Below are 14,595 nucleotides of genomic sequence, written 5' to 3' on the forward strand. Positions count from 1 at the left end.
GGCTGATGGCCCTGCGCACCCGGCAATGGCCAGGGCCGCCGGTCGCCCGGGTACTTGTCACCCTCGCCCCACAAACGGCATCCTGGTCGCCATGACGGTGTGGAACAGCACATTGGCTTCCAGAGGCAGGTTGGCCATGTACAGCACCGACTGCGCCACGATGTTTGCATCCATCAGGGGCTCGATGGCCACTTCTCCGTTGGCCTGCGGTACACCCTTGGCCATGCGCGATGCCAGGTCTGTCATGGCATTGCCGATATCAATCTGACCGACTGCGATGTTGAACGCACGCCCGTCGAGGGCGGCGGTTTTGGTCAACCCCATCACGGCATGTTTGGTGGCGGTGTAGGCGGCCGAGTTGGGTCGGGGTGCGTGTGCAGAAATCGAGCCGTTGTTGATGACACGACCGCCCTGCGGACTCTGATCGCGCATGACCCGGAAGGCCTGCTGAAGGCAATAGAACATGCCGTTCAGGTTCACATCCACCACTTCGCGCCACTGCTGCGGCGTCCAGTCCAGAAAGGAGCCGGGTGGGTTGCCCCGACCTGCATTGTTGAACAACAGATCCACGCGCCCAAAACGGGCAACCGCTTGTGCAAACAGGCTTTCTACCGCAGCCGCATCGCACACATCGGTGGGCACACACAGCAAGCGCTCGGCAGCACCCGAAAGGGTTTGGGCTTGCGCGCTCACTTCCTCCAGAAGTGCAGCGCGGCGCCCCGCCAGAACCACACAATAGCCGTCGCCGGCCAAGGCGAGTGCGACCGCCTTGCCAATGCCAGAGCCGGCGCCGGTGACAACGGCTACTTTCTGGGTTTTCACGGGTGTGTTCATTCAAATGGTTCCTGATGTCATACGCAGAGAGGTTGAGACTTGCGGCACCGCTTCGCCAACGTGCCATGAAGCACAGTATCGATCAGGGGGTCGCGGCAGGGGTTGCATCGACCTCGGGGCGGGTCCCACGCCAGGCGTTCAGGCTGGGGAATTCGCGGGTGCAGCCCATGCAGCGCAGCCTCTCAGCGTAGCGCATGACTCCCGCAGCATCCCGCGCAACCACGCGGTGGTAGCTGGTCGCGCCGCAGAAACTGCAGCAGTTGGTGGACGTTAGCTTGACGGGCTGCATGGGGTGGAATGGGTACATCGGCTTCAGAAGGGCCGCGCATCCGAAGGATTTTGGGTCCATTCAACGCAGCGGGTGTGGGGGGGCCACGGTCGTTGCGACCTGAAAGCAGTGGGCTGATGATAGGCGCGTGCATTGTCGAACAGCCTTGGCGAGGCTTGCGTGTGCGGGGGCACCCATCCGTCAACACATCTGCACCCCTGCAGCGACAGCCACGGAATCAACGTGCCACCATCCAGCCCTGAGCCTCCCCCATCAAATGCTCCCGAAACACTTGCGCAATGGGCGACAGCTGTTTGCCTTTGGGCCAGACCAGATGCCACTGCGACTGGATGGGAAAGCCTTGCACGTTGAGGATGGCAAGACCCTCGTGGTGGGCGCCCAACGCGTGGCGCGAGACGATGGACACGCCCAATTGGCCTTCTACCGACTCTTTGATGGCTTCGTTGCTGCCCAGCTCCAGCATAGCGCCGGGGGCAAAGCCCATCTGGCTCAGGTGAGCGTCGGTGGCCATGCGGGTGCCTGAGCCTTTTTCGCGCAGGATGAAGCGCTCGGCCTGCAATTGATCGAGTTGGACGCGCTTTTTGGCGGCGAGCTTATGGCCTGCAGGGACCACAACCACCAGCGGGTTGGGCATGAGGATGTGATCCTCCAGCGGCAAGTCAGCGGGCGGCATCGACATCACGTAAAGGTCGTCCAGATTGCTGCGCAGGCGCGTGATGACATGGTCGCGATTGAGCACCTCCAGCGAGATATCAATCTGCGGGTGCAGCTTGCAGAAGCTGCCCAGCAAGCGTGGCACAAAGTATTTGGCGGTGCTCACCACGGCGACCTTGAGCCGCCCGCTGGTGAGGCCTTTGGTGCCAGAGATGCGCTGCTCAAACGCATCCCACTCGCCAGCGACGGCACGCGCAGTGCGGGCCAGGGCGTGCCCGGCATCGGTGAGGTGCACGCGGCGCGAAACGACTTCATACAGCGGCAGGCCCACGGCCAGCGTTACTTCTCGCAGCTGCATGGAGGCAGTGGGCTGGGTCACATGCATGACCTTGGCGGCGGCGCTCACACTGCCGGTTTCGGCCAGCGCCAAAAAGAGGCGCAGCTGGCGAAAGGTAATGTTCATAGATTTTTATCTATAGGTAGTCGCATTCGAATCGATTTTACTTTGCAGATGGCCACCCCTAGCATCGGGCCCCAACAAGGAGTTGAACGATGCAAAGCCTGCTGGACCCTGCGATTTTGTTTTTTGCCCTGGGGGTGTTTGCATGCCTGGTGCGATCAAACCTCGAGATGCCTGTAGCCATCTCGAAATTTTTGTCCATTTACCTGCTGATGGCGCTGGGCCTCAAAGGCGGGTTTGCGCTGGCGGCCTCGGGCATGACGCCCAGCGTGGTCAGCAGCCTGGGTTTGGCCGTGCTGCTGGCGGTAGTGGTGCCCCTGGTGGGCTTTGCGCTGCTGAGGCGGTTTTTGTCAGGCTTTGACGCGGCAGCGGTGGCGGCGACGTATGGCTCGGTCAGTGCAGTGACGTTTGTGACTGCCACGCAATATCTGGAGTCGCAGCACATTGCCTACGGCGGCTACATGGCAGCGGCGATGGCGCTGATGGAGTCGCCCGCCATCATCCTGGCGGTGATGCTGGCCAACGCGCAGCGCCAGCGGCTGGCTGCAGCCGCAACACCTGCGGCAGCGCCGGTGTTGGCCATGGCGATGCCGGGCACTGGCGGCGGGGCAATGCCAGCACCGCGTGCAGGACCCGGCGGACCAGGACTGTCGATCGGCAAGATCCTGCATGAATCGTTCACCGACGGAACGCAACTGCTGCTGTTGGGCGCCATGGTGATTGGCCTCGTCACCGGCGATGCGGGCAAGGCAGCAATGCAGCCCTTTTCGGGCGACTTGTTCAAGGGCATGTTGTGTCTTTTCCTGCTGGACATGGGGCTTGCCACCGCGCGCAACCTGCCGGCCGTGCGCAAGCAGTCGCCGTGGCTGTTGGCGTATGCAGTGCTGGGGCCCCTGGTGCACGCCAGTCTCGCGCTGGGGCTGGCGTGGATGGCTCAAGTCCCTGCGGGCGACGCGGTGCTGCTGGTGGTGCTGGCAGCCAGCGCGTCGTACATCGCGGTGCCGGCTGTCGTCCGCTACGCCATCCCCGAGGCCGATCCATCGCTGTATGTCAGCCTGTCGCTGGGGCTGACGTTTCCGCTGAACATCGTGCTGGGGATTCCTCTGTACACGCAGGTGGTGCAGCGGCTGTGGGGCGTGTAGGGGAGACGATGCCCAGCGCTGGGTCTGTCATGCCGCGGAGCAGACGCGGGAGCCATGATTTTGCTATTTTTTTGATAGCTATTTGCGCTTTATCCGCAAGCACCTCAGGCGATGTGACCCATATTTTCCCAGCGGGAGGACGTAAACGCTCCCAAGGGTCATGCCCCGCACATCAAAACAAACTGCTCTGGCCCCGCAGCAACCCGGGCCGAAACTGCGACAGATCCAGCTCCATCCGTTCGCGATTCAGCCCCAGCTTGCGGCAGGTGGTGGCAAACCGCTGGCGCACCAGGTCGGCCCACAGGCCGCTGCCTTTCATGCGGGTGGCAAAGTCGCTGTGGTACGTTTTGCCCGCGCCGCGCTGGGCGTCTGAGAGGTTGTGCAGGTCTTGCACGCGCGCCATCACACGGGCTGCGCGCTGGGGGTAGTGCACCTGCAACCATTCGCGGAACAGCGCGTCCAGCTCCCACGGCAGGCGCAGCACGGTGTAGAAAGCGCTGCGGGCACCGGCGTCATGCGCGGCTGCCAGCACCTGCTCCATGTCTTCGGTGATGAACGGGATCTGCGGCGCCACGCTCACGCCCACGGGCACGCCCGCATCGGCCAGCGCGCGGATCGTTCGCAGGCGCCGGTGGGGTGCTGCGGCACGGGGCTCCATGCGGCGGGCCAGCGCCGGGTCGAGCGTGGTGATGGTGATGTACACGGCGGCCAGCCGCTGCGCAGCGAGTGGGGCCAACAGGTCAAGGTCGCGCTCGACCCCGCTGGATTTGCTGATGAGCGAGAACGGGTGGCGTGCGTCGCGCATCACCTCAATGAGGCTGCGGGTGAGCCGCAAGTCGCGCTCAACGGGCTGGTAGCAGTCGGTGTTGGAGCCGATGTTGATGAGCTTGGCTGCATACCGCGGCGCCCCCAGCTCGCGCCGCAGGACGTCGGCAATGTTGCGCTTGGCAATGATCTGCGTTTCAAAGTCCAGCCCCGGCGAGAAGTTGAGGTAGCTGTGCGTGGGCCTTGCGTAGCAGTAAATACAACCGTGCTCGCACCCACGGTAGGGGTTGACCGACAGGTCGAACGAGATGTCGGGCGAATCGTTGGCGCTGATGGCGCTGCGCACGTTTTCAAAATGCACGCGCGTGGCGAGTGCGGTGGCACCACCATCGCCCTCGCCACCGTCCTCATCGACTTCCTGGAGGCCCGATGCGCGGCACTGCCCGGTGTGCGGACTGGCCCAGCCGTCGTCCACCGGATCGCGCACGTCGCGGGAAAACCGGTGCGCCATGGCACTGGCAGCGCCCCGCCCCCGCACCGCCTGCAAGGGGATGCGGATTTCTTCGGGCGCTGGGGGGATGTCGGTGGTGTCGATGGATCGGCGCGGCATGGGAACGAAACACTCATGGGAGGTCGGTGGCAAGATCCACAGAATACTGTATTTTTATACAGTTATGTTGTCCGATTGGCACGGCCGCGAGAAGACGGAGCGGTCTGGTGCGGCACTGGGCGCGCAGGGGGATCGACAACGTCCCTGCAGGCGGCTAGGCACCAGCATCAAGGCGCGCAATCTCCGGGGAGACTGAGCACCAAGGCCAGCATGCCAAAACCCTGGCGGTATCGCCGAGGGGCCCTGTCGGTCGACGGCCCCATTGACCTCGCGCGGCAGTGCGAGATTCACGATGGTCTACAGTCGCGCCCTTTGCAACATCCCACCGAGGTATCGCCATGGCGCGCAAGCCCCAGATCACCCTGTCTTCTCTGGACATCGACCGCATCGAAGCCCTGCTGGCAGCCATTCCCGCCAGCGTTTTTCCGGGCAAGGCCGAGTTGCAAGGCGAGCTGGACCGCGCCGACGTGGTGGCGCCCGAAGACATTCCGCCCGACGTGGTGACCATGAACTCCACGGTGCAGTTCTCGATTCTGGAGACTGGCAAGGAGTTCTGCCTGACGCTCGTTTACCCCCGCGACATGGACGGAAGCACAGACCGGCTCTCGATTTTTGCGCCGGTGGGCAGCGCGCTGCTGGGGTTGTCAGTGGGAGATGAACTGGCTTGGCCAGGGCCGGGCGGCAAGTCGATGACCGTGCGCGTGAAGGACATCCTGTACCAGCCCGAAAGCGCGGGCGAGTTGCACCGCTGAGGCTGTCGTTGCCGGGCCCGCCTGCAATACGCCGCTTGGCGTTGCGGTCCCCAGCAGTGACAATGGCAGCCGCCATGACCACGCCGAGCCCGCCCGACCTCCCCCCGTCCATCGACCCGTTCGACCCGGACTCAACCCTGGCCTTCCAGAGCCGCATGGAGCGGGCACCCGAGTGGTTCTGCTCGTTCCTGGCCGGCAACAGCCGCGAAAAAAGCCGCCTCAAACGGGAGATGGCCACCATGAAAGGGTCGGTGGTATGGCTGGTGCAGCAGCGCCGCCAGGGCAACTGGACTGCCGACGAACGCACCCATCTGCGCGGCGTGATGCGCTCAGCGTCGTCGGTCAGTCCCTATCTTTTTATCTGGGTGATCCCCGGTTCGATGCTGATCCTGCCCTTCATGGCCTGGTTCCTGGACCGCCAGCGCAAGCGGCGCGAGCGCAAGCTGCTCGGCTAGAACCATGGGGGGGTGCGCGGATCCGCGCCCTGCCCTCCCACCCCGATCAGGCGGAGCCTGTCAACGCCGTCTGCCGCGCTTCGACGAGCGCAGGCGCAGCGTTCTGTATTGCTAGAGGCTGCGAGGCATCAAGCCCAGTGGCTTGACACCGCCACCAGCATGCCCGCACCCACCAGCCCCAGTTGCCAGCGCAGGGCCGTGGTCCATGAGGGCACATGGCGCTCCACCCGCAGGTACAACACCCGCCCGGCGGCAAGTGACAACACAAAGGCCAACACCATGCCCAGCGCGTTGAGCACGGGCGAATCTGGCCAGAGATGGCTGACCACTGCATTGACAAGCAGACACACCGAAAAGTGCACCAGAAAGACCGAGTAGGACATTTGTCCCAATTGCACCAGCGGCGCAAACCCGCTCCATGAGCGCACGCGCTCGGAGCGCAAGGCCAGCACCAGACACAGCGCAGTGACCGTGGACACGACAATCCGGCCGCGAAAATCCAGGGCCAGCGCAACCCCTCCCAGCAACACCATGACAGCGAGCCAGCCCTGTGCCTGGCGCCCCTGGGGTGCCCGCACGGCCCAGTGGGCGATCATGCCCAGACCGTAGGAGCCAAAGAAATACAGCGCCCACATGTCGAGCGTACCCATGCGATTGAACACCCACAACGACGCCGCAGTACCCGCCACCACGAGCCCCTGGGCCAGTCGGTCAGCCTGCCCCCGCGCCCCTGCTCCACGCAGCGCCTTGACGCCCGCCAGCAACAACACGCCCAGCGCAAACAACTGAAAGTCGATGGCCACGTACCAGACCCCGGCCGACAAGGCGTCTTCACCCACGATGTCCTGCAGCAGCAAGGCATTGGCCAGCAATTGGGACAGGGTGGGCTGCTCGGGGACCGAAGGGTGTTCCATCCACGGCCGCACCAGGGCCGACACCACCACCGAGAGCAGCAGCGCCACGGCATAAGGCACGACCAGCCGCACGAACCGTTTGGCGATGGCATTGCCCGCATGGTCAAAACGCGCCAGCCCTTGCGGCGCCAGGCTGGCTGCCGCCAAGTAGCCGCCCAGCACCAGAAACACCTGCACGGCCATCCGCCCGTAGTCATACAGCCAAGCCATCAGCACAGGGGCCAGAGGATGGGCGATGTCCGACATCGGGCCGTAAAAGGCCAGGTGGTGCCCGACGATGGCGGCGCACGCCATGCCCTTGACCATGTCGATCAGTGGCATGCGGGAGGTGGAAGAAGACATGTTGTTCTGGGTGGAATCAACCGGCCAGGGTGCAGCTGAACCCTGGGGCAAACCCGGTATTGTCCTCTTTCGGCGGTTTTTTTGCATGCCCTTCGTGTCTCCACCATGTCAATGCGGTGCCGCAGAGGAGTTCTTGTATTTCCTGAATTTTCAGTATTTACTGAAAATTCAGGAAACCAAGGCGCAATACGCCTCCATGACCTGGGTCACAACACTTCCTCCCCTGAACCGCCAGTTTGTGGCCCATTTCGGTGGAATGGCAGCCGCTGCGGCATCCATCGCACCGTGGGCCAGATGTATGCGCTCATATTTCTGTCGCCGCGCCCGGTCAATGCCGACGAGATCGCCGAGACGCTGGAGTTCTCTCGCTCCAACGTGAGCATGGGGCTCAAGGAGTTTGCAGGCCTGGCGTCTCGTCAAGCTCAGCCACCAACACGGCGACCGGCGCGAATACTTCGAAGCGCCCAAGGATGTGTGGGAAATCTTTCGCGTGCTGGTTGAGGAGCGCCGCCGCCGCGAGATCGAGCCCACCCTGTCGATGCTGCGCATGGCGCTGCTCGAAGAACCCAGTTCAGACGAAGAGCGCCACGCCCAGGAGCGCATGCGCGAGATGCACGAACTCATCGACCGGCTGATGACCTGGTTCGACGACGTGCAGCGCCTGGCCCCCGAAACCGCCCTGCAACTGATGGGAATGGGCACGGCCGTGACCCGGGTGCTGGAGTTCAAAGACCGGCTGACCGGCAAAGGCGGCACGCCCAAGGACAAAGGGGTCTGACGCCATGGACGGCTTCATGCTCGCGCGTCCAGTTCGCGGCCAACATCAGCTTTCACATCCTGTTTCCCACCATCACGATTGCGCTGTGCTGGTTTCTGGTGTTCTTTCGTCTGCGCCACCGGGCCACGCGCGGCACGCCGGCCGCAGTGGGCTGGGGGCAGGCTGACACCTTCTGGACCAAGGTGTTCGCGCCTGACCGCCTGTCCGTACAGCAAGGCCGCCAGCGCCACAGAATCGCTGGCGGTGATCGGCATCGGCGTGGCCACCACACTGCCTGCGATCATCGCCTCCACCATCTTCATGTACCGGGTGTTCTGGGGCAAGGCACGGGAGCTGGCGTACGGACTGTGATCAATCCGCTCAATACCTCAAGCTGCCCTCCGCATCCACGATGGCCAGCTCCACATAGGTAGAGCCGTTGTGGCTCTTTGGCGAGTATTTGACGTTGAAGCGCCCGAAGGATATTTCGCCAGCATCCTCCATCGTCTTGATGAAGGATTCCGTGGTCAGGTTGCGCCCCGTGCGGCGCAGGCCCTCGACCAACAGCCGCGCATGCACAAACCCTTCAAACTGCGAGGCCGAAGGTGGGGCACCCGGCGACTTGGCGCGCAGCAGGGCCAGGTATTCGGCCACAACGGGCACGGTGGTGCTGCGCAACGAGGGCATGATCTGCGCCAGGATGATGCCGCGCGCCTTGTCCTTGAGTTCGCGCTGGATCACGTCCACGCTGGCGACCGAAAAACCGTAGTGCGCAGGCCTTGCGGCCGTTGACTGCACCGCCTTGACGTAGCTCGTGAACGTGGTTCCTGCAGCCGCCACAATCACCGCCTGGGGCTGGGCGGCCTCGGTGGCCCGGGCTGCTGCGGCAAAATCGGGCTGCTTGGGGTCTAGCTTGATTTCTGCCACGAAGGCCAGTTTTTCCTCTTCGGAGGCTTTCTTGAGTTCGGCCAGCAAGGTCTTGCCCAAGCCATCGTCCTGGTAGAACACGGCCACGCGGCTCATGCCCTGCTGGCGCAACTGCGAGACGATCTTGCTGGCTTCGCTGGCGTAGCCCGCACGCACATGAAAGACGTAAGGATTGAGGGTGTCGCGAAACATCGTGGCCCCGGTGACCGGGCCAAACAACAGCGTACGGTGCTCCTTGATCAGCGGCAAAATGGCGGCCGTCTGCGCTGTCCCGGTGCTGTTGTAGATCATGAAGACCTTGTCGGTCTCCAGCAGCTGGCGCGTGTTCTCCAAGGCCTTCGGGGAGTCGAAAGCGTCGTCGAGCGTGGTGTAGCGGATCATGCGGCCATGCACACCGCCCTGCGCGTTCACGGCATCAAACAGGAGCCGCGAGCCCTCGCCATATTGGGCCGTCTGAGGCCCCAGCGGCCCCGACAGCACCGCCGACGCCCCCAAGCGAATTTCGTCGTTGGTCACGCCCTCATTGCGGGCATAGCCCCAGCTACCAGTGAGCAGGGCGACCAGCAGCACCACCAAAGAACGAAACATCACGCACCCACCTTGCAAAAAATGTGCTGACCGAACCACCAAAACAACAAAAAGCGCGTGCTTTTGGTTATTGTTCATCACCATTATCTGCAGTCAACGGGGGCCACTCATGGGGGTTTGCCCTTGCCTTGAGCGCCCCAAAAACAGCTTCGCCCGCGGTGCGTACCAGACACACTGCGGGCGAATCAACCTGCCTTCCGCCCCGCCGCCGCCCCCCTGGAAGCGGACAGCCACCGGAGGCCAAACAAGGTCAGCGCAACATCAGAGCTTCAGACGTGCGCGGGCCGCTTCGTATTCGCTGCGCAGCTTGGCCACCATCTCAGCCGTGCTCGTCACTGCATTGATGGCACCAATGCCCTGGCCACAGCCCCAGATGTCTTTCCAGGCCTTCTTAGCGTCGCCGCCAAAGTTCATCTTGCTGGGGTCAGATTCGGGCAGGTTGTCGGGGTCCATGCCCGCAGCACGGATCGACGGCGCCAGGTAGTTGCCGTGCACGCCGGTAAACAGGTTGCTGTAGACGATGTCGTCAGAGTTGCCATCCACAATCGCCTGCTTGTAGCCATCGCTGGCACGTGCCTCGTGCGTGGCGATAAAGGCCGAGCCGATGTAGCCAAAATCGGCGCCCATGGCCTGTGCGGCCAGCACCGCATCGCCGCTGGCGATCGAGCCACTCAACGCGATGGGGCCGTCAAACCACTGGCGGATTTCCTGGATCAGCGCAAACGGGCTCTTCACGCCCGCGTGGCCGCCCGCACCGGCTGCCACGGCGATCAGGCCGTCAGCGCCCTTTTCAATCGCCTTGTGCGCAAACTTGTTGTTGATGATGTCGTGCAGCACGATACCGCCCCAGGCATGCACGGCCTGGTTCACGTCTTCGCGGGCGCCCAGGCTGGTGATGATGATCGGCACCTTGTACTTGGCGCAGACCTGCATGTCGTGGTCCAGCCGGTCGTTGCTCTTGTGCACGATCTGGTTGATGGCAAAGGGGGCTGCAGGCTTGTCAGGGTTGGCCTTGTTGTAGGCCGCCAGGGTTTCGGTGATCTCGGCCAGCCATTCGTCGAGCAGCTCGGCGGGGCGGGCGTTGAGCGCGGGCATGGAACCCACCACACCGGCCTTGCACTGCTCGATCACGAGCTTGGGGTTGCTGATGATGAACAGCGGCGAGCCGATGACGGGCAGCGACAGGTTTTGCAACACGGGAGGCAGTTTGGACATGGCAACAACTTCCAGAAACAGGTTTTGATTGAAATAGCCCTCTAGCGCTTATTCTGCAAGCGCCAGCAGCTATTATTTTTATAGTAAAGGCTGCACCCTGTGCAGGCCTTGTCTCACTCCTCAACGGGCGGGGATGGTCCGCTTCAGAAGGATTCCAGCGCCAGCTCGGTCACGCTGGCCGCGCCTTCCACAATGCTGTCGCGCAGGCCAGGGGCCTTCACCAGAATGTGGTCCGCATAAAACTGGGCCGTGGTGATTTTTGCGCGCATGAAGGCTTCGTCCTGTCCCTTGTGCAACAGGTCCTGCGCCACCAGCAGGCTGCGCGCCAGCTGCCAGCCCGCCACCACGTTGCCCGCCAGCATCAGGTAAGGCACGCTGCCCGCAAACACGGCGTTGGGCTGGGCCTTGGTGCCACCGGCCACAAAGTCGATCACATCGAGCAACGCCTTGCGTGCGGCCGTGAGGCGCTTGGCCACAGACAGGGCTGCGGGCGTGCCGCTGGTCAGCAGGTCGGCCTCGGTCTTCTCGATCTGCGCGGCGATGCCCTTGGCGGTCTGACCACCATCGCGCGCCGTCTTGCGGCCCACGAGGTCGTTGGCCTGGATGGCGGTGGTGCCTTCGTAGATGGTCAGGATCTTGGCGTCGCGGTAATACTGGGCCGCACCGGTTTCCTCAATGAAACCCATGCCGCCATGCACCTGCACGCCCAGGCTGGTCACTTCCAGGCTGGTCTCGGTGCTGTAGCCCTTGACCAGCGGCACCATGAATTCGTAGAACGCCTGGTTCTGCTTGCGTGTCTCGGCGTCGGGGTGGTGGTGGGCGGCGTCAAACGCAGCAGCGGCCACGGTAGCCATGGCGCGGCAGCCTTCCACAGTGGCGCGCATGGTCATGAGCATGCGCTTCACGTCGGGGTGGTGAATGATGGCGGCGCTGGCGGCAATGGAGCCGTCCACGGGGCGGCTTTGCACGCGGTCCTTGGCGTACTGCACGGCCTTTTGGTAGGCGCGCTCGGAGATCGCAATGCCCTGCATGCCCACGGCGTAGCGGGCGGCGTTCATCATGATGAACATGTATTCGAGGCCCCGATTCTCCTGGCCCACGAGGAAGCCCACAGCACCGCCGTGGTCGCCAAACTGCAACACGGCCGTGGGGCTGGCCTTGATGCCCAGCTTGTGCTCGATGCTCACGCAGTGGGCGTCGTTGCGTGCGCCCAGGGTGCCGTCCTGGTTCACCATGAACTTGGGCACCACAAACAGACTGATGCCCTTCACGCCTTCGGGCGCGCCCGCCACCCGTGCCAGCACGAGGTGGACGATGTTCTCGGCCATATCGTGCTCGCCATAGGTGATGAAGATCTTGGTGCCAAACACCTTGTAGGAGCCGTCAGGTTGCGGCTCGGCGCGCGTGCGCACCAGGGCCAGGTCCGACCCCGCCTGGGGCTCGGTCAGATTCATGGTGCCAGTCCACTCGCCGGTCACCAGCTTCTCGAGGTAGGTGGCCTTGAGTTCATCACTGCCCGCCGTGAGCAGCGCCTCGATGGCGCCATCGGTCAGCAGCGGGCACAGCGCAAAGCTCATGTTGGCGCTGTTGGTCATCTCGATGCAGGCCGCGCCAATGGTCTTGGGCAGGCCTTGCCCGCCGAAGTCGGCGGGGTGCTGCAGGCCTTGCCAGCCGCCTTGCCCGTATTGGTGAAAGGCGTCCTTGAAACCGGGGGTGGTGGTGACCACACCGTCTTTCCAGCTGGAAGGGTTCTTGTCGCCCTCGAAATTGAGCGGAGCCAGCACGCCCTCGTTGAACTTGGCGCATTCTTCCAGCACGGCAGCGGCCGTGTCCAGGCCCGCGTCTTCAAAGCCGGGGATTTGGGCGATCTGTTCGATGTTGGCCAGGTGCTCGATGTCGAACAGCATGTCCTTGACGGGGGCGGTGTAGCTCATGAAAGTCTCCGGGAACACGAAAAATTGTCAAAAAAAAGGCATCGCAAGCGATGCCTTTTGGGGCGTTGATACCGTCAGGCCGCCTTACAGCGCCTTGACCAGTTCAGGCACGGCCGTGAACAGATCCGCCTCCAGCCCATAGTCAGCCACCGAGAAGATCGGTGCCTCAGGGTCCTTGTTGATCGCCACGATCACCTTGGAGTCCTTCATCCCGGCCAAGTGCTGGATGGCGCCCGAGATACCGGCAGCCACGTACAACTGGGGCGCCACGATCTTGCCGGTCTGGCCCACTTGCAGGTCGTTGGGGGCGTAGCCCGCGTCCACCGCTGCGCGGCTGGCACCAATGGCGGCGCCCAGCTTGTCGGCCAGCGGGGTCATGACTTCGTCAAACTTTTCCTTGCTGCCCAGCGCCCGGCCACCAGAGACGATGATCTTGGCGGCGGTCAGTTCGGGGCGGTCGTTCTTGGCGATTTCGCTGCCCACATAGCTGCTCTTGCCTGCGTCGGCCGTTGCGGCGGCTGTTTCGACGGCGGCACCACCACCGGTGGCTGCTGCGGCATCAAAGCCGGTGGCGCGCACGGTGATGACCTTCACGCTGTCTGCGCTTTGCACGGTGGCGATGGCGTTGCCAGCGTAGATGGGGCGCTCGAAGGTGTCGGCGGCCACCACTTTGGTGATGTCGCTGATCTGGGCCACGTCGAGCTTGGCAGCCACGCGGGGGGCCACGTTCTTGCCGCCGGCGGTGGCAGGGAACAGGATGTGGCTGTAGTTGCTGGCCGCATTTCCCTGAAGTGCCAGGACTTGCGCAGCCACGTTTTCTGCCAGGCCATGGGCCAGGCCGGTGGCGTCGGCGTGGATGACCTTGGCGACACCGGCGATCTGGGCAGCGGCAGCGGCGGCGGCGCCCGCGTTGTGGCCTGCCACCAGCACGTGTACGTCACCACCGCAGGCCACAGCGGCCGTCACGGTGTTGAGGGTTGCGCCCTTGATGGAGGCGTTGTCGTGTTCAGCAATAACGAGTACCGACATGTCAGATCACCTTCGCTTCGTTCTTGAGTTTCTCGACCAGGGCGGCCACGTCGGCCACCTTGATGCCTGCGCCGCGCTTGGCGGGCTCGGCCACCTTCAGGGTCTTGAGGCGGGGGGCTACGTCCACACCGAGGTCTTCGGGTTTGACGATATCGAGCTGCTTTTTCTTGGCCTTCATGATGTTGGGCAAGGTGACGTAGCGGGGCTCGTTCAGGCGCAGGTCGGTGGTGATGACGGCGGGCAGCGACAGGGCCAGGGTTTCCAAGCCGCCGTCGATTTCACGGGTCACGCTGACCTTGTCGGCCGCCAGGTCCACCTTGCTGGCGTTGGTGGCCTGGGGCAGGTCCGCCAAAGCGGCCAGCATCTGGCCGACCTGGTTGGCGTCGTCGTCAATGGCTTGTTTGCCCAGGATGACGAGGCCGGGTTGTTCCTTGTCCACCAGGGCCTTGAGCAGTTTGGCCACGGCCAGGGGCTGCAGGTCCAGGTCGGCTGGGGTTTCAACCAGAATGGCACGATCGGCACCAATGGCCATGGCGGTGCGCAGGGTTTCCTGGCACTGCGTGACGCCGCAGGAGACAGCGATGACTTCGGTCACCAGGCCTTTTTCTTTCAGGCGCACGGCCTCTTCAACGGCGATTTCGTCAAAGGGGTTCATGCTCATCTTCACGTTGGCGATGTCCACACCCGTGTTGTCCGACTTCACTCGGACCTTCACGTTGTAGTCCACCACGCGCTTGACAGGGACCAAGACCTTCATTGCTGCGGCTCCTAATAGAGTTGGTTGAATTGACGTTTACGTAAACTAGAACATTCTATGTCGCACTGCAACGAAAGCGCTACGGGGCCGGGACACAGACCTCATGATTGCAAAAAAGAACGATCGTGCTTTTTGTGAATTATAGGCGAGTGCGCCAGGTCGGTGTCCAGA

At 63.3% G+C, this 14,595-nt stretch carries 13 protein-coding genes and 2 pseudogenes; 5 read left to right on the forward strand and 10 right to left on the reverse strand.

Features of this window, described 5'->3' with window-relative positions:
* Positions 1 to 57: 57 nt before the first annotated feature.
* The 3 genes from CLU85_RS16220 to CLU85_RS16225 form a co-directional block, all read right to left on the reverse strand.
* The gene (locus tag CLU85_RS16220) at positions 58 to 834 is read right to left on the reverse strand and encodes an SDR family oxidoreductase (protein WP_100411161.1); all 777 of its coding nucleotides are present in this window, start codon (positions 832 to 834) and stop codon (positions 58 to 60) included.
* 82 nt (positions 835 to 916) lie between these two features.
* Positions 917 to 1,123 (reverse strand): hypothetical protein, encoded by a 207-nt coding sequence (locus CLU85_RS23035; RefSeq protein ID WP_232727844.1) that lies wholly within the window; start codon positions 1,121 to 1,123, stop codon positions 917 to 919.
* 217 nt (positions 1,124 to 1,340) lie between these two features.
* A complete protein-coding gene (locus CLU85_RS16225; RefSeq protein ID WP_100411162.1) occupies positions 1,341 to 2,240 on the reverse strand; it encodes a LysR family transcriptional regulator in 900 nt (299 codons plus the stop codon).
* 89 nt (positions 2,241 to 2,329) lie between these two features.
* Between CLU85_RS16225 and CLU85_RS16230 the strand changes: the two genes are divergently transcribed.
* Positions 2,330 to 3,379: a sodium-dependent bicarbonate transport family permease gene (locus CLU85_RS16230; RefSeq protein WP_100411163.1), complete on the forward strand. Its 1,050-nt coding sequence runs from the start codon at positions 2,330 to 2,332 to the stop codon at positions 3,377 to 3,379.
* Between the two features lie 172 nt (positions 3,380 to 3,551).
* On the opposite strand, the gene CLU85_RS16235 is transcribed toward CLU85_RS16230, so the two are convergent.
* The gene (locus CLU85_RS16235) at positions 3,552 to 4,754 is read right to left on the reverse strand and encodes a PA0069 family radical SAM protein (protein ID WP_100411164.1); all 1,203 of its coding nucleotides are present in this window, start codon (positions 4,752 to 4,754) and stop codon (positions 3,552 to 3,554) included.
* A gap of 338 nt (positions 4,755 to 5,092) precedes the next feature.
* Between CLU85_RS16235 and rnk the strand changes: the two genes are divergently transcribed.
* Positions 5,093 to 5,506, forward strand: a complete 414-nt coding sequence (gene rnk / locus CLU85_RS16240; protein WP_100411165.1) for a nucleoside diphosphate kinase regulator — start codon at positions 5,093 to 5,095, stop codon at positions 5,504 to 5,506.
* Between the two features lie 74 nt (positions 5,507 to 5,580).
* The gene (locus CLU85_RS16245; RefSeq protein ID WP_100412595.1) at positions 5,581 to 5,961 is read left to right on the forward strand and encodes a hypothetical protein; all 381 of its coding nucleotides are present in this window, start codon (positions 5,581 to 5,583) and stop codon (positions 5,959 to 5,961) included.
* 128 nt (positions 5,962 to 6,089) lie between these two features.
* On the opposite strand, the gene CLU85_RS16250 is transcribed toward CLU85_RS16245, so the two are convergent.
* Complete coding sequence (locus tag CLU85_RS16250) at positions 6,090 to 7,217, reverse strand: acyltransferase (protein WP_100411166.1); 1,128 nt, start codon at positions 7,215 to 7,217, stop codon at positions 6,090 to 6,092.
* A 196-nt stretch (positions 7,218 to 7,413) separates the two neighbouring features.
* Here CLU85_RS16250 and CLU85_RS16255 point away from each other — a divergent pair.
* Positions 7,414 to 7,995, forward strand: a pseudogene (locus CLU85_RS16255) (GbsR/MarR family transcriptional regulator).
* A gap of 4 nt (positions 7,996 to 7,999) precedes the next feature.
* A pseudogene (locus CLU85_RS23040) lies at positions 8,000 to 8,186 on the forward strand (cytochrome ubiquinol oxidase subunit I); the annotation flags it as partial.
* A 169-nt stretch (positions 8,187 to 8,355) separates the two neighbouring features.
* Here the strand turns inward: CLU85_RS23040 and CLU85_RS16265 are convergent.
* The 5 genes from CLU85_RS16265 to CLU85_RS16285 all read right to left on the reverse strand — a co-directional run bounded on the left by CLU85_RS16265 (position 8,356) and on the right by CLU85_RS16285 (position 14,424).
* Positions 8,356 to 9,489 carry an ABC transporter substrate-binding protein gene (locus CLU85_RS16265; protein WP_100412596.1) on the reverse strand — a complete coding sequence of 378 codons (1,134 nt, stop codon included), beginning with the start codon at positions 9,487 to 9,489 and terminating at the stop codon, positions 8,356 to 8,358.
* A 261-nt stretch (positions 9,490 to 9,750) separates the two neighbouring features.
* Positions 9,751 to 10,704 carry a nitronate monooxygenase family protein gene (locus CLU85_RS16270; RefSeq protein WP_100411167.1) on the reverse strand — a complete coding sequence of 318 codons (954 nt, stop codon included), beginning with the start codon at positions 10,702 to 10,704 and terminating at the stop codon, positions 9,751 to 9,753.
* A gap of 143 nt (positions 10,705 to 10,847) precedes the next feature.
* Positions 10,848 to 12,638 carry an acyl-CoA dehydrogenase gene (locus CLU85_RS16275; RefSeq protein WP_100411168.1) on the reverse strand — a complete coding sequence of 597 codons (1,791 nt, stop codon included), beginning with the start codon at positions 12,636 to 12,638 and terminating at the stop codon, positions 10,848 to 10,850.
* A gap of 84 nt (positions 12,639 to 12,722) precedes the next feature.
* A complete protein-coding gene (locus tag CLU85_RS16280) occupies positions 12,723 to 13,667 on the reverse strand; it encodes an electron transfer flavoprotein subunit alpha/FixB family protein (protein ID WP_100411169.1) in 945 nt (314 codons plus the stop codon).
* Between the two features lies 1 nt (position 13,668).
* On the reverse strand, positions 13,669 to 14,424 hold the full coding sequence (locus CLU85_RS16285) for an electron transfer flavoprotein subunit beta/FixA family protein (RefSeq protein WP_100411170.1): 756 nt from the start codon (positions 14,422 to 14,424) through the stop codon (positions 13,669 to 13,671).
* Positions 14,425 to 14,595: the final 171 nt, after the last annotated feature.

This window comes from Acidovorax sp. 69, assembly GCF_002797445.1.
GTDB lineage: Bacteria > Pseudomonadota > Gammaproteobacteria > Burkholderiales > Burkholderiaceae_C > Acidovorax.